Genomic DNA, 22,315 nt, shown 5'->3' with positions numbered 1-22,315 from the left:
CGACTCCAGGAGAGGTTGTACATGACCGATCAGGATGCAACCGGTGCACACGAGGCTGCCTCGTACATCCGTCCCATCTATCGTTCGTCTCCGGATGGCGTTGTACGCGTCTATGCAGGTGACCTCATTGTGTCAATTGACGGAACCTCCCATTCGACTCAAGGAGACCTTGAACTACACCTTTCGCCAAGGCCATCCTTCTCTGCACATATCGCGGGGAGCGATCCATGGATGATGCATCTTTGGACGAACAATGAGGGCCCAGCAGTTGAGCTGCCAATAGACATGAATCTTGACCCGCCATCTCAATCAGCATTATCACCCCGTCCAAGCGAAGCCACCTCGTGGGCGGATGAGAAAGTCACTATCAACCATCTAGTGAGCGGGGACACATCAAATATCAATCGTCTGATTTTTCACATCACCGGCCCAGTAACGAGGCATCCACTGCCTAGAGTGTTCACTTTAGAAGGCGACCAGGATCAACTCGCCTTTGCATTGCCGGGATGGACTTTACGAATGGCACCCGTAGATGAAGAGCTAGGACCCCAAGGCTTCTCCTTTGTCATAGAAGCCGTTCCAGACTCCTATCCAGTCAATGAGGAACGTGTTGAGCAGCTCCGGCGCCGCTGCTACTTGTTACTGAGTTTTATTTCGAGTAGGGAAATCGGCGTCGGCCCCTTAGTCGGACTGGACGACAACGGCAAGGTTGTCTGGGCTGAATTTGGCGCCCCTCGTTTAGGAGATGGTCAATGGCGATGGTGTCCCGATCACCTCGTGACAGAGGCTCTTCCGAGCCTGGCACAAGGAATGTGTGCGCTTGCCGCTAATTCCTCACTGGAACAAGTCGTCGACCGTGCAATTAATCTGTTCCTGGCGGCCAACTCGCGCCAGGTGTTAGACGTAAGAATTCCTGTGGCGTGCTCAGGGCTTGAGCTGCTAAGCTGGGCCATACTACAGCACTATCAGTGGCTCAATAAGGATGCCCTCGATAAAATTCCCGCAGGGGCACAAGTCGGCTTACTGCTACGTTGGGCCAGTGTTCCCGTCGATATACCGGCCGACTTTTCGGCTCTGGAGTCTCGAAAGCGGGCGCTCAACAGTGCTGGAGACTGGGTCAGTACGGACGTCATTTTCAATATTCGCAATAGCCTGGTGCATCCGCCGAAGAAATTCAGTCAGCCTGAGTGGCCGACCTCACAAGAGCTAGTAGAGGCATGGCGGCTTGCTATGGAGTACTTAGAGCTCAGCCTTCTGCGCATGCTCGATTACCAAGGCCAGTACTTACCTCGTCTCCAAGTTACTGCGCGCTGGGTCACGGATACTGAGAGTGTGCCATGGGCGAGGAAGTAGCCATACCACTAGTTACGACCGTCAGCTTTTCGGGCGACAAATCACCCTGCTAAGCGTGGTCATCGGCCCTCCCAAGTAGCCAGCGCTCCAGGAACGAACACCCGGAAGGTTGGGTCTACGGATACTCACCTCGGATTCATGTGGCAGGACGGGCCGTAGCGAGAGGACACTAACCGTCATGTCCAAACGGTCAAGCGCTGTGGCGCGGATAGCACCGACGGTGCATCCTATGTCTGTGCCCTGGCCAGCGTTGGTCTCCGTCACGGATACCAATGCGCTGGCAGGACGCGCCTGCAACACAGTCCGCTACAGGCGGGTCGAAGACTTGTTCACCGGACTAGCATTGACGGGACGGTCTAACACCTACATCAGCGCGCACGTTCCCGGCGAACTTCGTAACCACCTAGACGTCATTGCTGCTTCTAACCGGATCCCCCTACACGAAGCCGAGCAGGTGCTATGGGGGCAAGTGATGCCTAGAGTGCATGTCGTCGACCTTGCGATACGCGATTACCTTAGTCCACGCTTGCGACCCTTGCTGGAGACGGATCGGGACCTACCAGCCCGCCTACGTGGAGACCCTGATGACATTGGCACTGTGGCACTGGCCGAGTTCCTTGCACCAGCCATCATCCTAAGCGCCGACAGTGTCTTCACGCGGTTGGGATACTCCAATACTGATGCCACAACATGGGTAAACACCGCCTATATGATGTTGCAAGCTGCTGGGTTTGAGGCCAATCTGGCAGACGCAGCCATGCTTGCCGAGGGAGCAGCTCGGCTCCTTGTCATTGGAGGCGCCGCGATCACACGTTTAGCCAGGCGGAATCCGGCCCCAGTCCTGGTATTACTGGCCGGCGGTCTGTACCTCATTGAACGAGCTGGATATCTCGATTTTGGTCGGCTTCGTGACGGTGCACGACGCTTGATCGACGCCGCCCGGCCCTGGGTTGAGGAGTTCGCCGATGCGATGAGTGAGCATCAACACGCCCGCATGGCGCTTCAAGCGGTCGAGCCCTATGGGTCCCCCACACTGGAGCAGAGCGCCGCGCGTTATCTCGCTCGCTGCGGCCGACCATTAACCGCAGAGGAACTGCGCGACATATTGACCAGCAAAGGGCATCCAGTATCCGCAACTAGGCTCAAGCGAGCCATGGAAGCGCACCCGGGGTTCCTCAAAGATCCTGACGATAGGTACACAATCGGACAGCCGGCCGGCCGCTGACCCGTTCAGCATATAGCGGTATCGCACAAACCGAGTGAGGCCTAATCAAACGCGTACCACTCCCTATCAAACAGCGATTACCATCCGGTCGACCCAAAAGTATGCGCTTAGCTTTGCCGATCCATGTCAGCACGCCGCTTGCGAATAGCTTCGGCGATCTTGAGCGCAGCCGCCTGAGGATCCTCGTGTTCCCACACGTGGAGCGGAAGCCACCCGGCCTCAATTAGCAGACTGTTGAGGCGGACATCACGGTCCCGATTTAATTCCACTTTTTGGTGCCAATAATCAGAATTGGATGCTGGTAAACGATAGTGTTGCTGACAACCGTGCCAAAAACATCCGTCTAAAAATACGGCTACCTTCGACCTTCGGAATACGAGGTCGGCCGTCCTCCGGATGTTTGGGAGGGGCTGGACTGCAACCTGATATCGCAACCCGAGAGCATGCACCGCCCGCCTTAGAGCAACTTCAGGCTTGGTGTCTACGTTCCGACTGGAACCACTGATCGCACGTGTAGCTTCGTTGGAAGCCCAGGCCTTCTCATTGGGCATGTCTCAAGACTAATGCCGAGCACGTGGTCAGGTCGACTAGTCTAGGCTTCGGTACACGAGCATCCGCTCAGTCCCGTTCATCCCTTTTTGTACTTTTTGTTATGATCGACTGCAGCGCCCGTTCGATCAAGTTTTCTGGCATGATCGAAGGAGCATGGAAGGGGAGTTAAGTGAAGATCGATATACGACTTACCGGTGATTATACCGAGCAGGAGCTCAAGTCTCTTTACAACTGGCTTCGGGATAGCCCGGAAGTTCGCCATCAGGCGGAAATCGAACTAGTGCCAAAGGCGCTGGAGCAAGGTGCGATGGGTGACACCCTCGACCTGATCTCGCTTGTAGTAGCTAGTGCTCTTCAGGTACCGGGCATAGCAGGGGCGATAGCAGCATGGCGGCAAACTCGCCGGCAACGTCCGCCGCTGGTTATCGAGAGCGGAGACATCAAAGTAGTACTTGGCGAGGCCGATCCAGAAGTTGCAGAGAAAATAGTGAAGGCACTGCAAGAGCGTGAATGATTCAATAGAATTAGAGAACTCTTATGCAGTAATTATCGGCACCAGTGAGTATGCGAGCCTACCACAACTCCCAGCTGTAGCGAATAACGTCGAGCGTCTGCGCGAGTTACTGCTTGACGACTATCTGTGCGGAATACCATCTGCGAACTGTGCCGTGGTACATAATCCAACGGATAACTCCCAGATGCTTGATCCGGTGAGAGACGCCGCAGCCAAAGCGAAAGATACACTTTTTGTATATTTTGCTGGTCATGGGCAGATCCATTCGACTGGCAATCAATTCTATCTGACGCTAGTAGGATCAGATGGCATAAGTATGTACAAGTCGACTGCCTACAATTATCTGAGAGAGGAGCTCAAACAAAGTCGGGCAAAGCGATGTATTGTTATCCTTGACTGCTGCTACAGTGGACGCGCTTTAGGCGAGATGGGCGGCAACGATTCTATCGCTAGGTTAGCGAATAGTGCTGCAGTAACTGGGACTTATCTTATAGCATCTGCCGCAGAGAACAGCACCTCCTTGGCTAAACCAGGAGAGAAGTATACCGTTTTCACTGGGGAATTGATCGATATAATCCAGGGCGGTATACCCGGGGGACCATCGATGCTGACGATGGAGACCATCTTTTCACACGTCCGCACATCGCTGCAGGAGAAGAATCTGCCGATTCCGGAGAGACGTGATGGTCGACTAAGTAGCGAGATCTTACTTTTCCGTAACCGTGCCGTTAATGATCCTCCTGGTGACATACGCTACGGCGCTATTCCGGGCTATGAAGAAGGAGCACTATTCGGAAGTCGGCGCGAGCTCCATGAGGCAAAGATACACCGTCCTTTACAGGCCGGGATTTGCGGGACCGCGGAACGCGGTGGAGCAGAGTCAGTCGTCGTATCCGGAGGATATAGGGATGATAAGGATTACGGGAACCTAATCTTTTATACTGGGCACGGAGGACGGGATCCTAACACAGGTAAACAAGTACGAGATCAGTCACTTGAAGACCCTGGAAATGCTGCGTTAGTCGAGAATATCATGTCCGGTTTACCTGTGCGCGTTGTACGTGGGGCGAGGGGGAATCCGGAATTTGCGCCGATGGCTGGATACAGCTACGACGGCCTGTACTTCGTGACGGACTATTGGACCCAACCAAGCACTGATGGCCCTATCGTATTTCAGTTTCTTCTGGAGAAGGCTTCGCGCTCGCGACAGCACCTAGAAAAAGACATTGCAACACAATCATCGCATGGTCGCATCATCCGTAAGAATATCGGAAGATATGCAGATACGAGAAATGCCATCACGATCAAAAGACTCTACAACTATTCATGTCAGGTGTGCGATGAAAGACTGGAGATAGCCGGCGGCCCGCGGATCGTTTCCGTCGTATATATCCGTAAACTGGAGCTTCCGCATCGAGGCTCGGACACAAAGGAGAACATGCTATGTCTGTGTCCGAATCACTGCGAACTATTCAATTACGGCGCGATCATTATCGACGATGGTTATAAGGTGATTAATCAGAGCGATGGGGAGGTTGTCGGAGACTTAACGGTGAAGCACCAGATTGACTTAGCCAACATTCGGTATCATCGAGAGCATTACCGGCTCGGAAGTCGCGATAGCTCTAGCTAGCGACCTGTAATGACTATTGTAATGAGTGCGGGATATACCAAGGAGTTGACCGCAGCTGGGGAAGAGGTACGGCTGGTTCTCTTTGGGCCGGATGCTACGAACTCTGCCGGGGAGCGTAGGATCCATGATGCGTTGACAGTCTGACGGCGCAGACAATTGAGCGCCCGTTGCGAGGGAAGGCATCCTCCTGCTTGTTGACCTACCCCCTCTTTTGACGGCAGCTGGCTAAGCCAGCGCGATTCCTCTCGCTCACCATTGCGCAACCAAGTGCGTGGTCTTCTCCTCGTCGGGCAGGCGCAGCCATGCCGGGCCGGACGCCTGGGGTCAAGCCGTCGTTGGCGTGTACATGCCTCCCGGTGACCTTCCGCACTTGCTGGTTGTCCTTCCCGCACTCGACGGCTTGACCTTGGGCGTCCGGTCTGGCATCCCTTCGGTGTGACCGACGAGGAGATGACCTCCCTCCTCCCGCACTGTCCGGATCATCTCCGCCAGAGGGCCGGGGGTGCAGGGGGCGGAGCCCCTTGCGGCTCTTTCCTCCGGGCACCTCGGGGGCTCGACCGCGTCGCCCTGGCCGTCGTCCTGGCCGCGGTGGTTTTCGATCGCCTGACGTTCCGTCTTAGCGGCTGGGAGCGCGTGGGCGGCGCCGGCCGGGACCGGCCGAAGAGCCGCAGCCCGGCCGGCTGGCCGACCGGCGCGCGACGCGGGCCGCCGTAGGCGGGCCGCTTTAACAACGTAGAGAAAATCCTCATCGAGCACGAACAAGCCGCGGACCCGGCGAAACTGCCTCTGCTCTTTAAGGATGTCGGGAGGGCTGAGGCCCGCTGTCCGGCTACCCGATCAGCTCTGCTGTTCCTTGCCAGCCTCAATGACTGTCCGGTCCGCAGGAAGCTTGCGGACTTCACCGTCTGGCTCGGTGATGACCAGGATGGGGACGCCTTCGGCGATGCCGAGTTGCCGGCGCTCGGGCTCGGTGGGCATGCGGGCGGTCACCTGGGCGCCTGGCGTGATAGAGACAGTGACGGCTTCTCCTTGCTCGCGGACTCGTGAGCCTCGCAACTCAGTCACGATCAGTCTCTCTCCCCTCAGTACGGCGATGGCGCGGCGTACCGAGTCGCGGGAGATGCCGTACTCAGCGACGTAATCGCTCTCGGCGGGGAGCCGCTGTCCGGGGCGGTACTCCCCCGCCTCGATGCGCGCCCGGATCAGGTCTGCGAGTTGCTTGTAGACCGGGCGGTCGGCGCTGGGGTCGATCGTCATAGCGCCGAAGCTACGTAGCAGCATAGGCGCATCCCATTGCACGTATGTACGTACATAGCTACTGTGACTGAGGAATGGTTCCCTCTTGATCGGGTGGCTCATGACGGTGCAGGACCTTGCAGCGCAGTTTCCGGACTGGGTGATCTGGCGCGGGGCAAGCGAGACGGGCCCTCAGGGCTGGTACGCGACTCGGCGGGCGGTGTCGTTGAGCGTCGAGCAATTCAACGCCGGCTTGGCGCAGACCGTGTGGAGCGACGACGCGCCTTCCCTGGTGCTTGAGCTGGAGAGACAGAGCGAAATCGCCTCACGCCTCGCGGGCGCCGCAAGCAGCCAGGACGGTGAAGCTTGAGCCTAGTGGCGACGCCCACGCGCTCTCCCGCTCTGGGCGTGGCCGAGCAACTCAGGGGCGAGCTGGAACGCCTTGGTGTCGTCGCCGACGTTCACGAGGGTGACGGTGTCGCACTGCTGTCGGTATGGCTTCACCTCGTGGTGTGGTGTGAGCGAGGGCCGGAGGGCTGGCGGTATCGCTGGTGGACTGGTCGCGTCTCGCAGCGCTCGGGCCGGTGGATCTACACCGGATGCCGCGCGCTGGCGGTGAAGACGGCGGCGCAGCGGATCACCGCGCGCTATGCCGAGCTTCGCCGTGATCCTTCGTCCTCCTCGCTGCCGTGGTGATGCCGGTGACCAAGACGACTCCCCCGCCTGCGAATCGCCGTCCGCGGAAGCCGTCTGATGTGCTTGAGCTGATCGCGGCCTGCGTAGGAATTCACCCGGCCGCCGAACAGCGTGAGTGTGAGGAGATCGAGTGGTCGGAGAGCCAGCCTCGGGCGGCTTCCGTCCGCGTCCGCCGGCACACCTGCGACTGCCAGCCTGTGGCCTATGAGCTGTGCCAGGCGGGCGGGTTGATGTTCGTACGGCGCTACGACCGCTCGGACGGGGTGCTCATCGAGGAGAGTGAGTGGCTTCGTCCGCCTGCCGCCGAGCACCTGTGGACGAGGATTCTGCTTGGTCAGGCGCGATGACGACGCACACCGCCAGGAGGCGAGGTCCTTCCAAAACACCAAAGAGCGCGGTCGCGGCAGCGTGCGCTCACCTCGTTGTCTGCTGGACCTCGCCCGGTGATGACCGTCCCGGCGGCGCGCAGTGCTGCGGCTGCGGCACCTGGTGGCGTGCCGATCTCATCCCTCCCGGTGTACGGCCACACTTCCCGGCTGACGATGTGCCGGGTTGGCGGCCTTGGTCACCGCGTGGAACGCCCTCGTGATCTCGGCGGCGGCCGTCTCGGTGTCCAGGCGGTCGGTGTCGATGCGGAGGTGGAAGAAGCCGTCGTCGGTGCTGGCGGTGAGGTCAGCGAGAGTCTCGTCCCACGCCTTGAGCCGATCGGCGGTGTCCGTGTCTCCTCGTTCCTTCGAGCGCTGCTCGGTGACCTCGCGGGGCACCCACAGCAGTACCCGCAGCCAGGCGTCCGGGGCACGGCCGACGAGGCGGCGCAGGTCGGCGATGTTGCCCATGTGGGCGACCGGTACCTGTCCGGCGGCGGTCATGTCCTCGATGTGCCGGCGGTCGACGGCGTACACGTTGCCGTACCGGTGGGTCTCCAGCAGCAGGCGGCCCGCATGGCGCAGCTCGTCGAGCCGTTCCGCGGTGACGAACTCGTAGCCATCGGCGCGGCCGGTGCCCACCTTGAGCTTGGGTAACAGGCAAAAGCGCGGGTCCTGCCGGTGCATAGCGGCGGTGATGGTGTTCTTGCCGCTGGCGGGCGGGCCGTACAGGACGACCCCCACAGGCGGCGCGGTCACGTCAGGATCCGCTTGAGCGACTCGCGCGTTTGGTCGGCGAGGGTGATCGCCGAGCCCAGTCGGTTATCGACCGTGATGTGTGCAGTGGGCGGGCTGGCGTCGGTCTTGAGGCCGGAGACGTACTCGTCCCAGTTGGTGAGCTTCCAGGCGTCACGGGCAGCTGCGCGGAACTCGATGTACTCGCGCATGGACTCGGGATCACAGCGGACCCAAATCGCGGCCACGTCGATGCCTTTGGCGGCGCACCGGTTCTCCAGGCGCTTGAACCATGCCTCGTCGTTGAGCTCGCTGATGAACGGCGCGGACAGGATGGCGGAGGTGCCGACGTGCAGGTTGTCCCACGCGGTCTCCATCAGGCACCGGTACTCCAGCGGACGGACCTCGGTCAGGTACAGCTCGCTGTGCCGGTCGTTGGGGTCGGCGCCGAGTGAGACGAGGAGACGTTCGGTCATGGATCGGGTGATGGAGTCCTTGTCCAGGAACGCCCAGCCGGTGATGTCGGACAGGAAGCGGGAGAACTCGGTCTTGCCTGATCCGGCGTAGCCGCCGACGAGGGTCAGGATCGGCTTGGGGCTGCCGCCGCCGTGGCGCCGGCGCCAGGCGTCCACTATGCGGTTGCGTAGGGCGGTCTGCTGAGGGTTGGCAGGCTGGATTCCGTCGACGGAGACCTTGGCCAATGTCTCCTCGATGACCTGGGCGGCGGCGTTGTCGGCTGCGGGGTCGGTGGGAGCGGGCAAATCGGAAATCATAATTTCCGCTTTCTCCGTTTCGCCGGGAAGGGGCGGCCGAAATCCTAGGTCGGGCTCGGTGGCCCGGTACATGAGGCAGTAGGCGCGGCGGTAATGCGGGCCGGGGTAAATGGAGCCGTGCTCGTGGCCCCACAGTGTTTGGAAGTTGGCCGCGGGTACCGCCAGGCCGTGGCGGCGGGCGGTCTCTCGGAGCCGGTCGCCTGCGGCCTCAAGGGTCAGGCCGTGGGCTTCACGGTGTTCCCGCAGACGGGAGGGGGTCCAGCCGGGCCGCTGGGTCGCCTTCATTGCATCCCTTCACGTTCACACTTTCGGGTGGGTCGTGCGGTGGTGCATGTGAAAACGTACGTGTAAACCGCTGATGAGACGGCGTGAAGAAGCTTAGTTAAGGGTGTGTGATACAGAAAAGCCCGTGATCACGGTGAACTAGCGGCATCCCGAAACCGGGAAACACCGACCGCAGGGAGTCACCGTGAATATGAGCGACGAGACCACCCGGCGCATCATCGCCGATCTACGGTCGCTGCGCGCCGAGCTGGAAGAGATCACTTGCCGGGTTCACCAGATCGCTTCTGCCCTGGAAAGACAGCGGACTCAAGATCGGCAATCCGATCCCCCAGGTCCCGCAGAGCCGCGCGCATCTCGGCGAGCTGCTCCATGATCTCCGAGCCGCCGGGCACCTCGGCGGGGCCGGCGCTCTCCTGCTCGCGGACGAACACGCCCTTGCCCTGCTGACCGACGATCAGCCCTTCGGTACGGAGCACGCTGATGGCGGCTTTGACGACGCTGGACGAGACGCCGTAGCGCTCGCAGAGCTGGTTGATCGAGGGCAGGACCGTACCCGGCGGCAGCGATCCGCTGCGGATCTGCCCGCGTAGCTCGTCGGCGATCTGCATATAGGCAGGCCGACCGGTCTTCTCGATCATCCCGGCCCTCTCTCTTTGCCTCCAGTTCACCACATCCCGGCCGTGAGGCCAACCAAGTACTCCAAGCAGTCCTTGACAACTTGGCATACTAAGAAGACCATGAGTTCTAAGAGAACTCGTCTCGGAAGGAACAGATCATGCGCACCATCCCCATCCCTGTCGATGTGTCCAAGCTGCACATCACCTGCGCCAAGGCCGCCCGTCCTCGTCTGGTCAACAAGGAAACCGGCGAGATCAAGCGGGACCGGGACGGCAACACCATGTACGAGGTCACACTGTTGATCGAGGACGACAACGGCCGCATGGAGCTGGTCAAGGTCAGCACCACCCCCGAACCGCCCATCTCCCCCGGAGACGAGGTGGTCCCGGTCGGCCTGGTCGGCTACGTCTGGGAGCAGGCGGGCCGGTGGGGCATCTCCTACCGCGCGCAGTCGTTCCTCCCCGCGACGGCCGCCGCGTACGGGGCGGGGGCCGAGCGATGATCCACCTGCCCCGCCCGGTACTGCTCGCCGTCGCCGCCCTGGTCGTCCTCGTCCTGTGGCGGCGGTGGGCGCCGGTCTCGTACTGGTACCTGTTCGTTTTCCCCCGCAAGGCGGTCTGGCTGCGCTGGTCCTGGCGGCACGTGGCCTCCGGTTGCGGGCTGACCAAGAAGCGTCAGCGGTGGTGGTTCACCACCGTTCCGGGCCTGGTGGCCTCGACCGGAGTCGTACGGGTCAAGCGGCGCTTTCAACGGGTCGCCGTCGACACCAAGCCGTGGATGGGCCTGCCCCGCCCGGTCCGGCACGGCTTCCGCATCACCTTCCACCTGCTGGACGGGCAGATCCCCGACGACTACGCCAAGGTGTGCGATCGGCTCGCACATGCCTGGCGCATCGAGGCCGTCCGCGTCGTCGGCTCCCGACCCGGCCGCGTCACCCTGCAAGGGATCACCCGCGACCCTTTAGCGCACGTCGCCCCCGCCGCCCCTCCACCTGAGCCACGCGAGGGATGGCGCGGGGAGGACCTGCTGCGCCCGGTGGTCGGGGTACTGGAGACCGGCACCGTCTGGCGCATGGACTTCCGGCTCATCCCGCACTGGATGAACGCCGGAGCGACCCAGTCGGGCAAGTCCAACCTGATCAACGCGCTCATCGTCGGGCTCGCCCCGCAACCGGTCGCCCTGGTCGGCTTCGACCTCAAAGGTGGGGTCGAGCTGTCGCCCTACGCGCCACGACTGACCGCCCTGGCAACCACACGGGCCGAATGCCTCGACCTGCTGGCGGACCTAATCGCGGTCATGGGCGCCCGGATGCTGGCCTGCCGCCGGCTGGGTGTGCGCGACATCTGGCAACTGCCGGACAGCGTCCGGCCCATCCCCGTCGTGATCCTCGTCGACGAGCTGGCCGAGTTGTTCCTGACCGCCGACAAGGCGGAAAAGGACCAGGTCACCCGTACGGCTACCGCACTGCTGCGCATCGCCCAGCTCGGCCGCGCCTTCGGCATCCACCTCGTGCTGTCCGGCCAGCGGATCGGCTCCGACCTCGGCCCCGGCGTGACCGCGCTGCGTGCCCAGATCGGCGGGCGAGTCTGCCATCGGGTCAACGACCCCGAAACCGCGGTGATGACCCTCGGCGACCTCGACCCTGACGCGCTGGTCGCCGCCCGGTCGATCCCGCCGGAGCTGCCCGGCGTCGCGGTCATCACGGGCAGCGATGGCCGCTGGTACCGCGCCCGCTCCGGCTACGTCTCCACCTTCGCGGCTGAGCAGGCCGCCGAGACCTACGCCGACATCACGCCCTCGTGGGCGCAGGTCGCCGCCTCCGGCCTCGGCCACGAACTCCCCGGCAGCGAAGCCCCGCAGATCGCCGCCTGACCCCATCCCGTCGAGTGAGAGGAGGTTTCCCGCATGCCTGCGCCCCTGTCCCGCTTGGCCGTACGGCTGGCCGACACCGGCCCCGTCCTGGTCCTGGCCGCCATCGCCGGGGCGGGCAGCTTCACCCACATCCGCGACACCGCCGCCGCCAGCGGCCAAACCGGATGGATGGCCTGGGCCGTAGCCGTCTGCGTCGACCTCACCTGCGTCATGGCCGCCCGCGAACGCCAGCGGGACAAGAAGACCGGACGAGTCCGGTGCGGCTGGATCTCCTGGCCCACCCTCGTCCTCGTCGCCGGAATCGTCCTGTCCCTGGCCGCCAACCTCCACCAGGCCGACCCCACCCTGTGGGGCTGGCTCACCTCCGCCACCCCCGCCGGGGCCTTCCTCGTCGCCGTCTCCATGCTCGAACGCCGGGCCTCCGGCCCCCGCCTCGACCCGTCCCCGGCTCCGTCCTCGTCCGCCGTCCCATCGTCCTCGCCGCTTGCCGCCCCGTCCTCGGTCCCCGCGCTCGTCCCGTCCGAGCAGGACGGCGCGGACGGCAACCAGGACGGCCCGGGACCGTCCCCGGCGCTGGTCGACTACGCCCGCCGCGTGGCCGACGAACACCACGCCAAGCACGGCAAGCCCATCACCCGCGACCTGCTGCGCGCCCGCCTGGGCGTGTCCAACCAACTCGCCTCCGACCTGCTCCGCACCCTGCGGACCACGCCGGACGCCCTGTGAGAGGAGACCTCGTGTCCACCACCGACCACCGCACGGCCACCATCGCCGGCCTCCGCGCCCTGGCCGACTTCCTGGCCGCCAACCCTGAAGTCCCCGTCCCGCGCACCTCCATCAGGATCACGTACTTCCCTCAGCGGACGGACGACGCCGGGATGCGCGCCGAGATCCGCATCGCGGGACTGCTGGGCGCCGCGATCAACCCCGGGGGACTGCTCTACAGCCACTACTCGACCGGTCTCGGCTTCGGCCCGGTCCAGTACGAGGCGATCGCCGTCCTCGCCGATGCCCGCGCTCGGTACGAGGCGGTCACCTCCTACGAGGACTGCATCGTCCCCGACATCACCGACAACTCCCCGGCACACGCCGCCTGACCGCGAAGGAGGTACTCGATCATGCGCATTCGAATCGACGGCACCGACGCCGAGATCGCCTACGCCGTCAACAAGATCCGCACCATTCTCCCGGTCGGCTCCGTCTCGCCCATCGTCCGGCGTCGCCGCCGGGCCTACACCTGGCGCGTGTTCATCAACACCGCGCCCAAGCGCACCGAAACGAGGTGGATCGCATGACCACCCCCGACAAGGACGCCCCAGCCGTCGAGATCGCCCCTAAGCGCTGGCGGTGCTGCCATTGCGGTGGGGGCGGCGTCGACAGCTACGGCGAGACCTGCCGCCACTGCGAGGGCCTCGGCTTCTGCTGACCGCTCTCGGTGCCCCCGGCGTGACCACACATCCGCCAAGACGTCCGTCACGTCGGGGGCCATCCCACACCGAACCCAACAGCCCGGAAGGGACACGCCCCATCTTGCCAACCAAGCACGCCATCGCCGGACTCATCACCCGGCTCCACGACCCCCAATACGCCCGCTGGGCATCCCAGATCCGCCGGACCGGCGGCTGCCGCCAGCCAATCCACCTACGCGGCAAGGTCGAGCACTACGACCACGCCACCGGCCGACTCCTCCACCGCTACAGCACCCACCTCGAACCGGACGGCCTCCTGCGCGTCCCGTGCAAGACCCGCCGCGCCTCCCGCTGCCCCTCCTGCGCCGAGACCTACCGCGCCGACACCTACCACCTCATCCGCGCCGGCCTCGTCGACGGCAAGGGCGTCCCGGAGACCGTCGCCTCCCACCCATGCCTGTTCGTGACCCTGACGGCACCCTCGTTCGGTGAGGTGCACTCCCGGCGGGAGAAGAACGGCCGCGTCCTGCCCTGCCATCCCCGCCGTGACGCCGAGACCTGCCCGCACGGGCGAGTCATGTCCTGCACCGCCCGGCACGGAGCCGACGAAGCAAGCCTTGGCGAGCCGCTGTGCCCGGACTGCTACGACTACGAGGGGTCGGTGTTGTTCAACGCCACCGCCCCTGAGCTGTGGCGCCGGTTCACCCTGGCGCTTCGCCGGCACCTGGCCAAGCTCGCCGGGCTCACCCAAAAGGACCTCGCCACCCAGCTCGTCGTCTCCTTCGCCAAGGTCGCCGAATACCAGCGACGCGGCGTCGTCCACCTGCACGCCGTGATCCGCCTCGACGGCACGGACGGACCCGCCTCCCCGCCCCCAGCATGGGCGACCGTCGACATGCTCACCGATGCCGTCCAGCACGCCGCCTCCGTGGTCACGGCCAAGGCGCCCGCGTACGACGGTCAACCCTCGCGGGTCCTCCGGTGGGGTGACCAGCTCGACACCCGGCCGATCACCATGGACGGTGAGCTGACAGAACAGGCGGTTGCCGGCTACATCGCCAAGTACGCCACCAAGGCGGCCGAATGCGTCGGCACCCTGGACCGGCGCATCCAACCCCTGGAGAACCTTGCCGCGCTGCCGATCCGCGAGCACGCCCGGCGGCTCATCGCCGAATGCCTCCGTCTCGGGGCCTTCGACGAGCTGGCCGACCTCCGGCTGACCCACTGGGCGCACATGCTCGGCTTCCGCGGCCACTTCTCCACCAAGTCCCGCCGCTACTCCACCACCCTCGGCGCGCTGCGCGCCGCTCGGGCCGAGCACAGGCGCGACGAGCAGATCAGCACCGGGCGGCTCCCGCTCTTCGACGAGGACACCGTCCTCGTCATCGCGCATTGGGCGTACGCGGGACAGGGCCTCTCCGCCGGAGACGCCATCCTCGCCGCCGCCATCACCGGCGTCCCTGCAACCCACCTGAACGGCCCGGCTGGGGGTGGATCATGACTCGGCTTCTGCTCACCGTCCCGGAGGCCGCCGAAGCACTGGCGATCTCCCGCGCCAAGCTGTACCAGCTCATCGCCTCCGGCGTCGTCGGCTCGGTCCGCATCGACGGCTCACGACGGGTCCCCGTCGCCGCTCTCACCGACTACATCAACCGCCTGGCCATCGAGGAGCGTGCGGCATGACCAAGACCCCGACCAACGAGGCGGCGTCTCCCAGCAGGCCGGCCAAAAAGAGCAGTCCCAAACTCCGCGACGGGGTCATGAAGCGCGGTAGCACGTGGTCATACGTGATCCGCGTCAAGGACCCTGAGACCGGCGAGAGCAAGCCCAAATGGGTCGGAGGGTTCCCAACCGAGGATGAGGCCAAGGCTGCCCGTGACGAGGCCCGCGTGAACGCCCGCCGAGGTGAGTACGTCGACCGGAACGAGATCACTGTCAGCGAGTACCTCGACATGTGGATTGAGGACCACGCGATGGAGATCAAGCCGGGGACCCTGGAGGACTACCGGATCAGTATTCGCCTCTACATAAAGCCGTACATCGGCAAGATGCGGCTCCAGGCGGTCCGGCCCTCCACGGTCACGAAGCTCTACCGGGATCTCCTCGCTCGCGGTGGACGGAACGGTAAGCCGCTGGCGGTGTCGAGCGTCGTCCACACACACGCGATCCTCCGTCGCGCCTTCCGTGACGCCGTGCTGGTCCATGAGTACCTGAGCAGCTCGCCGGTCGAAAAGGCCAAGCGGCCTCGTAGCGACCTGCGCGAGCCTGGAATGATCTGGACGCCCGCCCAGCTCCGGACGTTCCTGTCTCTTGCGCGATCACATCGGCTCTATGCCTTCTTTCATCTGGCGGCCTATACGGGAGCACGGCGCGGCGAACTCCTCAACCTTCGATGGCCTGACGTCGATCTGGAGAAAAAGCAGATCACCATCAAGGGCTCAACAGGGGTAGTCGACGGTGAGCACATCGAGGGAACCACGAAGAGCGGCCGGACGCGCGTGGTCACGATCGACGAGGGGACGGTGAATATCCTTCGGGAACACAAAGAGGCCCAGGAAGCCGAGAAAGCGCGCGTCGGTGACGCGTGGAAGGGCGAGGAGAACGGCCACGTCTTCACCACGGCGTGGGGCGGTCCCATCTACCCGACCACTGTGACCGCGCTGCCGGCCAAGCTCATCAAGGCGTACAACGAACCGGAGGACAAGGCGCAGACTCCGGCCGACCCTCTGCCGTACGTCCGCCTGCACGACCTCCGGCACATCCACGCGACCACGCTGCTCCTCGCTGGCGTCCCGGTGCACATCGTCGCCGCCCGACTCGGCCACGCCGACCCGGCGATCACGCTCCGCGTGTACGCCCACGTGATCCGCTCGGCGGAGACGGCCGCCGCCGACGTCTTCGCCCAGGCGCTCGAATAGGAGGTAGCTCGATTGGAGCAGGCAGGCCCGTGGGTGGGGTACCCACGGGCCTACTTCGTGTGGCTACCTGCTTCCCCCACTGATCGCCTTGGCCCACTTCGTGAGCCGGTCGACGAACGAGAGCACCGTCTGACGCCTATCCGTCGGCAAGAAGGGCCAGGAGACCCAAGCCGGGAAGGAGAGCAGGACGACGCAGAGCAGGGGCAGGGCGACCAGCGCCCCAACTAGCAGGCGCAGCCACAGGGGGTGAATCGACATACCTAATCCGTTCGGACAGACGGATGCGGCAAATGCCGCGCCAAGACCTCGACGAGATCTCAGCGCTGGCCTCCAAAACCTTGCCCGTGACCACAGCTTGGGTCGCGAACGTGCAGTGCGATCCGGTGTTCGATCCATGTCCGAGATGGATCGGGAAGGCACGGGTTGTCTTGGCTACCAAGATCCCCATGATCGTGGTCAAGGTCGATAGAGATCAGCAAAGACATGCTATATCGACCCGTCTTGTCCCGCTTTGCTATCGGGGAAGCTGCCAGCGGTTCCGTAGCGCTGTTAGCAAGGGTGTTAGCAAAAGGCCCCCACCGGGATCCAGTGGGGGCCTCTGAGCTGGAGCCGCCTAAGGGAATCGAACCCTTGACCCCTTCATTACGAGTGAAGTGCTCTGGCCGACTGAGCTAAGGCGGCACGCCGCGAACGGCTTCGCACAGTCTACAGGGTCATCGCGGTTCTCGTGCACCGGCGCCGCCGGGAGCGTCGCGGCCCTCTGATCCCGCCCGTGGAGCCTGATGCATACCACGGAGATCGGTAAAACTTACTCAGCCGCCTCCAGGGTTTCCCTTTACCCGGTGACCAGCGGAAACGTGTCATACCAGGCGCATCTGTCACAGGAAAAGCGCCCTGTCTCGCCCGACGGCGCCCACGGGCCGCCGGACATTCGACCTCATCCTTCGCGGCCCTCGTCGGGAGGTCGCCGCCCGCCCTCGCCAGACGGCATGCTGGTCCTCGTCACGCAGGCGACGGCAGGGGAAACGACGGGTATGCGATCGGCCGGACAGGAAGCGAAGGTCACACCGCTGCGTACGCGGTACGGCGGCGGTCCGAGCCGGCGGATGGCGGTCGCGGCGCTGGCCGCGTTGCTGCCGTTCACGGCGTGTTCCAGCCACGCCCCGACCACCTCCGAGCAGCCGAGCACGGGTGCGAAGGCACAGTCGGCGGTCGAGGCGCCCACAGCCGAACTGCGCCCGTTCTACGCGCAGCGGCCCACGTGGCGCACCTGCGGCGACGGCTTCCAGTGCGCCAAGATCCAGGTGCCCCTCGACTACACGAAGCCCTCAGGCGAGCGCATCGAACTCAGCGTGATCCGCCTGCCGGCCACCGGCAAGCGCACCGGATCCCTGCTCATCAACCCGGGTGGGCCCGGAGGTTCGGGCATCCAGTACGCGCGGGCCGCCCGATCCGTGGTGAGCGACAAGGTGCGCGCCCAGTACGACATCGTGGGGTTCGACCCCCGTGGCGTGGGCGAGTCGACCCCCGTCACGTGCATGACGGCCTCCCAGCTCGACGCGTACATCGGGATGGACTCGAGCCCGGACACTCCTGCGGAGGTCACGGCGCTCGACAAGGAGTCCAAGCTGTTCGCCGACAGCTGCGGAGCCAAGTCGGCCCGTCTGCTCCCCCACGTCGGCACGGCCGACGCGGCCAGGGACATGGACGTCCTGCGCGGCGTCCTCGGCGACCCCGGTCTCACCTACCTCGGCAAGTCGTACGGCACCTATCTGGGCGCGATGTACGCCGACCTGTTCCCCAAGCGCGTGCGGGCACTCGTGCTCGACGGCGCGGTGGACCCGGCCGTGCCGTCGCTGAAGTCCAACGAGGTGCAGGCGAAGGGCTTCGAGGTGGCGCTGAAGGCCTTCGTGGAGGACTGCTTCCTCAACGGCTCCTGCCCCTTCAAGAGCCGTACGGTGGACGGCGCGATGAAGGAGATCAGCGATCTGCTTGCGAACGCCGACCGGCAGCCGCTGAAGAACGACCTCGGCGACGGCCGGGTGGTCAACGAGGCGTGGGCGGTCATCGGCATCGCCACCCCGCTGTACGAGCGCGCGGCCTGGCCCCGCCTGCGGGAGGCCCTGAGCAAGGCGATCAACGAGGGCAACGGGACGGACCTGCTCCAGATGGCCGACCTGCTGGTCGACCGGCGGTCCGACGGTTCGTACTCGAACCAGACCGAGGCGAACATGGCCGTCAACTGCGTGGACCACCCGTTCCCCAAGGCGCTCGACGCGTACCGGCAGGCCGCGGGCGAGGCCGCCAAGGCGGCGCCGCACTTCGGGCCGTTCGTGATGTGGGGTTCGCTGCCCTGCGCCTACTGGCCCGCGAAGCCCGTCGGCACCGACAAGCCGCTCAAGGCCGCCGGCGCGCCGCCGATCCTCGTCGTCGGCACGCTGCGCGACCCCGCCACGCCGTACGAGTGGGCTCAGGGGCTCGCCTCGGAGCTGACCTCGGGCGTGCTCCTCGGGTACGACGGCGACGGCCACACGGCCTACCGCAGCGGCTCCACGTGCGTGGACAACGCGGTCGACGACTACCTGCTCGCCCTGCGCGCGCCCAAGAACGGCACCGTCTGCCCGAAGACGGGCTGACAGGCGCGGCCCCGGGAGCTCAGGGCCTCCAGTGGTGCAGCTCGGTGATCGTCACGGTCGTGTCGAAGCCGAGCACGGGATCGGGGGCGTCGGACAGCAGGCTCTCGTACAGCGGCCGGTGGCGCGCCGTCTTCCTGGGAGTGCGGCCGTCGTGGCCGTACGCCGCGAGCAGGCTGCCCGACCGTGCGGCGAAGCCGGTGTTCGCGGTGTGATCGATGACGACCTCCACGTCGGTCTCGCCGAGGGTGAAGGTCGTCCCCTTGCTGCTCTCGCCGGTGAGCCAGCTCGATCGGAGCGAGGCCAGACCGGTCCTGCCGCGAGAGCGGTACTCGCAGGTGGCCCAGGCACTCGCGCCGCCGTCCATCTGACGGAGCGAGGTCAGCGCGGTCGGCTCGACGAAGCGGGCGAGCATGCTGAGCTGGTTCACCCCCGAGTCCACCCAGCTCGACACGTATGACGCGAACGCCTGCTCGCCGCGCAGGATGTACGGGTCGTAGAAGGCCGAGGTGACCCGGGTGATCGGACCCCACTCGGGATGCCGGGCGATCTGCTCCGCCGCCCAGCGGACCTCGGGCGCGAACGCGAAGTGGTGCGCAGTGAACACCCGGCCGCGGACGTCGGCCTTCCCGTCCAGCTCGCGGAGCCGGGCGAGCGCGGCGAGATCGTGGACGAGCGGCTTTTCCACCAGCACTCTCGCCGAGGACAGCGTCAGCGCCTGCGTCGTCAGATCCTCGTGCGTCTGCGTCGGAGTGGCGATCACGATCAGGTTCGGCTGGTGCGCGCCCAGCGCCTCGGCGAGGTCGCGGTAGTGCGCGGGCGTTGTTCCGCGGAACGCGGGCGGCTCCGTGACCTTCGGATCGACGGCGAACTCCGCGACGACCTCGGGCCGCGCGGCGAGCACCTCGAAATGGCTGCGGGCGATGATCCCCAGCCCGACGAACCCAACCCTGACCCGATCGCTCATGAAAGGCGTCCTCCTCGCGCTAACCGTACAGAGGAGTACAGAGTCGTCCTCAACTCCTTTTTCGGACGGGCCACTCGTCCACGTCCCTACAATTCCGGCACATGGCTTACCGGTGGCGCTCACGCGAGCTGACCCTTCCAGTGACCATGGTCGCGGTCCTGACGGTGTCCGGATGCGGGGTGTTCGCCGGGGAGGCGACCTCCTCCGAGGGCGCCTCCCCGGCGCGGTCCTCGCCGTCCGTCACCTCCGCGGGAACGACGCCGGCCGAGGAAGGGCCGTCCCTGGCGAAGGAGGGGTGGTTCGGCCCCACCGGACCTCTCCACGCGCGGGTGGAGATGCGCGAGGTGGAGCGGTTCGCCGACAGGTCCGTCCTCCGTTTCACGGTCACCTCGCTGGAGGACGAGGCGCGCCACGCCGGGAACTCGTTCGGGACGGCGGCCGGCGACCTCCTCAGCTACCGCATCCCTCTCATCGACCCGGTCGGCGGCAAGGTCTATCACCCCCTGACCGACCAGGTGGGGACGCTGGGCAGCAAACCCGGCTACTACCAGCCCGGCGTGCGCTACGAGACCGTCGTGTACTACCCGCCGATCCCGGCGGGCGTCCGTACGGTCACCGCGATCACGGCGGGAACGGCGGGCGAGTTCACCGGCGTGCCCGTGGTGGACGGGACCGGTTCCGGCGGCGCCGTGCCGCCTACGGCCGCCCCCGGCAGCACGCCCGCCCCGGGCACCACCGTGTCCTGGCCGGTGCGGGAACCGGCCGGGCAGGTCACCGGCAGCGTCCAGGACCTGTACGGCATCACCGAGGGCGCGGAGAAGACGACCATCGCGAGCGGCGGCGACGAGACCGTGGGCCTGCGCACCGATGTGCTGTTCGCCTTCGACTCGGACAGGCTCACGGCACGGGCCAGGGCCGTGCTCGACGATGTCGCGGAGGAGACCCGGGAGAAGGCCGATCCGGGCAAGCCCCCCATCCTCATCGAGGGTCACACCGACGGCAAGGGCACGCACGCGTACAACATGGCCCTGTCCCTGCGGCGCGCGGAGGCCGTACGCAAGGAGTTGCAGGCGCGCCTCGGCGGGGCGTTCCGCTACCGCGCGACGGGCAAGGGCGAGACCGAGCCCGTCGCCCGCGAAGGCGGGACGGACGACGAGGAGGCGCGTGCCGAGAACCGGCGCGTCGAGATCTCCTATCGGATCAGGCAACCGACCGGCGGCTCCGCGGCCTCGGAAGCCACCGGGACCCGTGCCGACGAGCCCGCCGCAGGCGGGGGACGGCCGGCCCCGTTCCACGCGGACGACGGCGAGACCGTCGCCAGCCGGACCTCCGCGAAGCAGCCGTCCGGGCAGCGACTGCGCATCGACGTGAAGCCCTTCTACCGCGACGGCGCCTACCTCGTCGCCGTGTTCGACATCGTCAACCTCGGCCGGGGGGACCTCGGCGCGGGGACCGGATACGGCGGGGACATCGCCTACATCGGCGGCTGGTACACCGGCTTCTCGGTGGTCGATCCCGCCTCACGGACCGTCTATCGCGCCGTACGGATGGGACCGGACGACCCGAGGGGCCCTGATGACTACGTGGACCCGGGCTGGGCGACGTTCAACGTCAAGCCGGGCACGGCCAACCGCGGCTTCTTCTACGTGCCGGCGCCACCGTCGGGCGTCACCAGCGTGACCTTCGACGCCGGCCCTTTCGGAAAGATCGACCACGTGCCCGTACGTTAATTCTCTCAATGGTGAAACTTTCACACGCGGTGGCCCGCTCGGTGAAACTCCGATACCCAGTTCGGCACAGGTGATCCGCCCGCTGACCCCCGCATTGGTGGGCCCGGCACCTTGACCGTCCCCCGCGCATGGGGTTGGCTCCGCCACACGGCCACGGTCGCCGTCGTCGATTGTTAGCGCTCACATTAACGTAATCACGCCAGCGATCACGCGACGCGGACGGTGAGCGACCACCACCTGAGGAGGCGCATGTGAGATCCGCTTTTTCACTGTCCAGACGCACGGTCGCCTGGATGGTGGGCCTGTTGTGCGTGCTGGCGTTGCTCCCGGCCGGCGCGGCCCGGGCGGACAACCCGATCGTGCAGACCATCTACACCGCCGACCCGGCGCCGCTGGTCTACAACGGCCGGGTCTACCTCTACACCGGACACGATGAGGACGGATCGACGTACTTCACCATGAAGGACTGGCGGGTCTGGTCGTCGGCGGACATGGTGAACTGGACCGACCACGGCTCCCCGCTGAGCGTGGCCAGCTTCAGCTGGGCGAAATCGGACGCGTGGGCGGGCCAGGCCGTCTACCGCAACGGCAAGTTCTACTGGTATGTCCCCACGACCAACCGGGCGACCGGCAGGATGGCCATCGGCGTGGCCGTCTCCGACAGCCCCACCGGACCCTTCAAGGACGCCCTGGGACACCCGCTGGTCGAAAACGGCGAGATCGACCCCACCGTCTACATCGACGACAACGGGCAGGCCTATCTCTACTGGGGCAACCCGAACCTGTGGTACGTCAAGCTGA

At 65.1% G+C, this 22,315-nt stretch carries 26 protein-coding genes and 1 tRNA gene; 19 read left to right on the top strand and 8 right to left on the bottom strand.

Annotation, left to right across the window (positions count from 1 at the left end; genetic code table 11):
* The first annotated feature begins 21 nt into the window (after positions 1-21).
* A complete protein-coding gene (locus HHX35_RS38630; RefSeq protein WP_182903557.1) occupies positions 22-1,353 on the top strand; it encodes a hypothetical protein in 1,332 nt (443 codons plus the stop codon).
* Between the two features lie 598 nt (positions 1,354-1,951).
* On the top strand, positions 1,952-2,578 hold the full coding sequence (locus HHX35_RS38625; RefSeq protein ID WP_182903556.1) for a hypothetical protein: 627 nt from the start codon (positions 1,952-1,954) through the stop codon (positions 2,576-2,578).
* A 107-nt stretch (positions 2,579-2,685) separates the two neighbouring features.
* Here HHX35_RS38625 and HHX35_RS38620 read toward each other — a convergent pair whose 3' ends face one another.
* On the bottom strand, positions 2,686-3,129 hold the full coding sequence (locus HHX35_RS38620; protein ID WP_182903555.1) for a very short patch repair endonuclease: 444 nt from the start codon (positions 3,127-3,129) through the stop codon (positions 2,686-2,688).
* Positions 3,130-3,299: 170 nt separating this feature from the next.
* Here HHX35_RS38620 and HHX35_RS38615 point away from each other — a divergent pair, with 170 nt between their 5' ends.
* Both HHX35_RS38615 and HHX35_RS44950 read left to right on the top strand, forming a co-directional pair.
* Entirely contained in the window at positions 3,300-3,644 is a 345-nt protein-coding gene (locus tag HHX35_RS38615) for an effector-associated constant component EACC1 (RefSeq protein ID WP_182903554.1), read from the top strand.
* On the top strand, positions 3,637-5,277 hold the full coding sequence (locus tag HHX35_RS44950) for a caspase, EACC1-associated type (protein ID WP_182903553.1): 1,641 nt from the start codon (positions 3,637-3,639) through the stop codon (positions 5,275-5,277). Before HHX35_RS38615 ends, HHX35_RS44950 begins: the two co-directional genes overlap by 8 nt.
* Positions 5,278-6,114: 837 nt before the next feature.
* Here HHX35_RS44950 and HHX35_RS38605 read toward each other — a convergent pair.
* Positions 6,115-6,534: a winged helix-turn-helix domain-containing protein gene (locus tag HHX35_RS38605; RefSeq protein WP_182903552.1), complete on the bottom strand. Its 420-nt coding sequence runs from the start codon at positions 6,532-6,534 to the stop codon at positions 6,115-6,117.
* 100 nt (positions 6,535-6,634) lie between these two features.
* Here HHX35_RS38605 and HHX35_RS38600 point away from each other — a divergent pair, with 100 nt between their 5' ends.
* The 3 genes from HHX35_RS38600 to HHX35_RS38590 are packed head-to-tail and all read left to right on the top strand — an operon-like array spanning position 6,635 to position 7,556.
* A complete protein-coding gene (locus tag HHX35_RS38600; protein WP_182903551.1) occupies positions 6,635-6,883 on the top strand; it encodes a hypothetical protein in 249 nt (82 codons plus the stop codon).
* A 5-nt stretch (positions 6,884-6,888) separates the two neighbouring features.
* Complete coding sequence (locus HHX35_RS38595) at positions 6,889-7,209, top strand: hypothetical protein (protein WP_182903550.1); 321 nt, start codon at positions 6,889-6,891, stop codon at positions 7,207-7,209.
* A gap of 59 nt (positions 7,210-7,268) precedes the next feature.
* The gene (locus tag HHX35_RS38590; RefSeq protein ID WP_310739598.1) at positions 7,269-7,556 is read left to right on the top strand and encodes a hypothetical protein; all 288 of its coding nucleotides are present in this window, start codon (positions 7,269-7,271) and stop codon (positions 7,554-7,556) included.
* A 156-nt stretch (positions 7,557-7,712) separates the two neighbouring features.
* Here the strand turns inward: HHX35_RS38590 and HHX35_RS38585 are convergent, their stop codons facing one another.
* From HHX35_RS38585 to HHX35_RS38575, 3 genes are all read right to left on the bottom strand, one after another.
* Positions 7,713-8,333, bottom strand: a complete 621-nt coding sequence (locus HHX35_RS38585) for a guanylate kinase (protein ID WP_182903549.1) — start codon at positions 8,331-8,333, stop codon at positions 7,713-7,715.
* Positions 8,330-9,367 (bottom strand): AAA family ATPase, encoded by a 1,038-nt coding sequence (locus tag HHX35_RS38580; protein WP_182903548.1) that lies wholly within the window; start codon positions 9,365-9,367, stop codon positions 8,330-8,332. The genes HHX35_RS38585 and HHX35_RS38580 overlap by 4 nt, the downstream gene beginning before the upstream one ends.
* A gap of 257 nt (positions 9,368-9,624) precedes the next feature.
* Positions 9,625-10,005 carry a GntR family transcriptional regulator gene (locus HHX35_RS38575; protein WP_182903547.1) on the bottom strand — a complete coding sequence of 127 codons (381 nt, stop codon included), beginning with the start codon at positions 10,003-10,005 and terminating at the stop codon, positions 9,625-9,627.
* A 137-nt stretch (positions 10,006-10,142) separates the two neighbouring features.
* Between HHX35_RS38575 and HHX35_RS38570 the strand changes: the two genes are divergently transcribed.
* From HHX35_RS38570 to HHX35_RS38535, 9 genes are all read left to right on the top strand, one after another.
* Positions 10,143-10,487: a hypothetical protein gene (locus HHX35_RS38570; RefSeq protein WP_182903546.1), complete on the top strand. Its 345-nt coding sequence runs from the start codon at positions 10,143-10,145 to the stop codon at positions 10,485-10,487.
* Positions 10,484-11,857: an FtsK/SpoIIIE domain-containing protein gene (locus HHX35_RS38565; RefSeq protein WP_182903545.1), complete on the top strand. Its 1,374-nt coding sequence runs from the start codon at positions 10,484-10,486 to the stop codon at positions 11,855-11,857. Before HHX35_RS38570 ends, HHX35_RS38565 begins: the two co-directional genes overlap by 4 nt.
* 33 nt (positions 11,858-11,890) lie before the next feature.
* Positions 11,891-12,583: a DUF2637 domain-containing protein gene (locus HHX35_RS38560; protein WP_182903544.1), complete on the top strand. Its 693-nt coding sequence runs from the start codon at positions 11,891-11,893 to the stop codon at positions 12,581-12,583.
* A gap of 11 nt (positions 12,584-12,594) precedes the next feature.
* The gene (locus HHX35_RS38555; RefSeq protein ID WP_182903543.1) at positions 12,595-12,954 is read left to right on the top strand and encodes a hypothetical protein; all 360 of its coding nucleotides are present in this window, start codon (positions 12,595-12,597) and stop codon (positions 12,952-12,954) included.
* Positions 12,955-12,975: 21 nt separating this feature from the next.
* Positions 12,976-13,152 (top strand): hypothetical protein, encoded by a 177-nt coding sequence (locus HHX35_RS38550; protein WP_182903542.1) that lies wholly within the window; start codon positions 12,976-12,978, stop codon positions 13,150-13,152.
* Positions 13,149-13,283 (top strand): hypothetical protein, encoded by a 135-nt coding sequence (locus HHX35_RS44220; RefSeq protein WP_259405799.1) that lies wholly within the window; start codon positions 13,149-13,151, stop codon positions 13,281-13,283. Before HHX35_RS38550 ends, HHX35_RS44220 begins: the two co-directional genes overlap by 4 nt.
* A gap of 104 nt (positions 13,284-13,387) precedes the next feature.
* Positions 13,388-14,767 carry a replication initiator gene (locus tag HHX35_RS38545; protein ID WP_182903541.1) on the top strand — a complete coding sequence of 460 codons (1,380 nt, stop codon included), beginning with the start codon at positions 13,388-13,390 and terminating at the stop codon, positions 14,765-14,767.
* A complete protein-coding gene (locus tag HHX35_RS38540) occupies positions 14,764-14,949 on the top strand; it encodes a helix-turn-helix domain-containing protein (protein ID WP_182903540.1) in 186 nt (61 codons plus the stop codon). The genes HHX35_RS38545 and HHX35_RS38540 overlap by 4 nt, the downstream gene beginning before the upstream one ends.
* Complete coding sequence (locus HHX35_RS38535; protein ID WP_259405798.1) at positions 14,946-16,184, top strand: site-specific integrase; 1,239 nt, start codon at positions 14,946-14,948, stop codon at positions 16,182-16,184. Before HHX35_RS38540 ends, HHX35_RS38535 begins: the two co-directional genes overlap by 4 nt.
* A 63-nt stretch (positions 16,185-16,247) precedes the next feature.
* Here the strand turns inward: HHX35_RS38535 and HHX35_RS38530 are convergent, their stop codons facing one another.
* Entirely contained in the window at positions 16,248-16,442 is a 195-nt protein-coding gene (locus HHX35_RS38530) for a hypothetical protein (protein WP_182903539.1), read from the bottom strand.
* 346 nt (positions 16,443-16,788) lie between these two features.
* Positions 16,789-16,865 (bottom strand) — tRNA-Thr (locus tag HHX35_RS38525).
* A 353-nt stretch (positions 16,866-17,218) separates the two neighbouring features.
* Here HHX35_RS38525 and HHX35_RS38520 point away from each other — a divergent pair.
* Positions 17,219-18,820, top strand: a complete 1,602-nt coding sequence (locus HHX35_RS38520; RefSeq protein ID WP_259405797.1) for an alpha/beta hydrolase — start codon at positions 17,219-17,221, stop codon at positions 18,818-18,820.
* A gap of 19 nt (positions 18,821-18,839) precedes the next feature.
* Here the strand turns inward: HHX35_RS38520 and HHX35_RS38515 are convergent, their stop codons facing one another.
* Positions 18,840-19,784, bottom strand: a complete 945-nt coding sequence (locus HHX35_RS38515; protein WP_182903538.1) for a Gfo/Idh/MocA family protein — start codon at positions 19,782-19,784, stop codon at positions 18,840-18,842.
* A gap of 101 nt (positions 19,785-19,885) precedes the next feature.
* Here HHX35_RS38515 and HHX35_RS38510 point away from each other — a divergent pair, with 101 nt between their 5' ends.
* Positions 19,886-21,514, top strand: coding sequence for an OmpA family protein (locus tag HHX35_RS38510; RefSeq protein WP_182903537.1), 1,629 nt, complete (start codon positions 19,886-19,888; stop codon positions 21,512-21,514).
* A gap of 251 nt (positions 21,515-21,765) precedes the next feature.
* A partial coding sequence (locus tag HHX35_RS38505; protein ID WP_310739596.1) for a family 43 glycosylhydrolase occupies positions 21,766-22,315 on the top strand: 550 nt, incomplete at its 3' end.

It is taken from the genome of Microbispora sp. H10830 (genome assembly GCF_014161375.1).
GTDB lineage: Bacteria > Actinomycetota > Actinomycetes > Streptosporangiales > Streptosporangiaceae > Microbispora > Microbispora catharanthi.
Note: the sequence above shows the minus strand (reverse complement) of the source record. Positions and strands in the feature narration are given on the sequence as shown.

Bases quoted from the DNA above. Each gene is read 5' to 3' on its own strand.
- HHX35_RS38530 (WP_182903539.1), bottom strand. From the start codon at position 16,442: ATGTCGATTCACCCCCTGTGGCTGCGCCTGCTAGTTGGGGCGCTGGTC.
- HHX35_RS38600 (WP_182903551.1), top strand. From the start codon at position 6,635: ATGACGGTGCAGGACCTTGCAGCGCAGTTTCCGGACTGGGTGATCTGG.
- HHX35_RS38540 (WP_182903540.1), top strand. From the start codon at position 14,764: ATGACTCGGCTTCTGCTCACCGTCCCGGAGGCCGCCGAAGCACTGGCG.
- HHX35_RS38630 (WP_182903557.1), top strand. From the start codon at position 22: ATGACCGATCAGGATGCAACCGGTGCACACGAGGCTGCCTCGTACATC.
- HHX35_RS38605 (WP_182903552.1), bottom strand. From the start codon at position 6,534: ATGACGATCGACCCCAGCGCCGACCGCCCGGTCTACAAGCAACTCGCA.
- HHX35_RS38575 (WP_182903547.1), bottom strand. From the start codon at position 10,005: ATGATCGAGAAGACCGGTCGGCCTGCCTATATGCAGATCGCCGACGAG.
- HHX35_RS38620 (WP_182903555.1), bottom strand. From the start codon at position 3,129: ATGCCCAATGAGAAGGCCTGGGCTTCCAACGAAGCTACACGTGCGATC.
- HHX35_RS38550 (WP_182903542.1), top strand. From the start codon at position 12,976: ATGCGCATTCGAATCGACGGCACCGACGCCGAGATCGCCTACGCCGTC.
- HHX35_RS38580 (WP_182903548.1), bottom strand. From the start codon at position 9,367: ATGAAGGCGACCCAGCGGCCCGGCTGGACCCCCTCCCGTCTGCGGGAA.
- HHX35_RS38560 (WP_182903544.1), top strand. From the start codon at position 11,891: ATGCCTGCGCCCCTGTCCCGCTTGGCCGTACGGCTGGCCGACACCGGC.
- HHX35_RS38535 (WP_259405798.1), top strand. From the start codon at position 14,946: ATGACCAAGACCCCGACCAACGAGGCGGCGTCTCCCAGCAGGCCGGCC.
- HHX35_RS38520 (WP_259405797.1), top strand. From the start codon at position 17,219: ATGCGATCGGCCGGACAGGAAGCGAAGGTCACACCGCTGCGTACGCGG.
- HHX35_RS38570 (WP_182903546.1), top strand. From the start codon at position 10,143: ATGCGCACCATCCCCATCCCTGTCGATGTGTCCAAGCTGCACATCACC.
- HHX35_RS38510 (WP_182903537.1), top strand. From the start codon at position 19,886: ATGGCTTACCGGTGGCGCTCACGCGAGCTGACCCTTCCAGTGACCATG.
- HHX35_RS38515 (WP_182903538.1), bottom strand. From the start codon at position 19,784: ATGAGCGATCGGGTCAGGGTTGGGTTCGTCGGGCTGGGGATCATCGCC.
- HHX35_RS44220 (WP_259405799.1), top strand. From the start codon at position 13,149: ATGACCACCCCCGACAAGGACGCCCCAGCCGTCGAGATCGCCCCTAAG.
- HHX35_RS38565 (WP_182903545.1), top strand. From the start codon at position 10,484: ATGATCCACCTGCCCCGCCCGGTACTGCTCGCCGTCGCCGCCCTGGTC.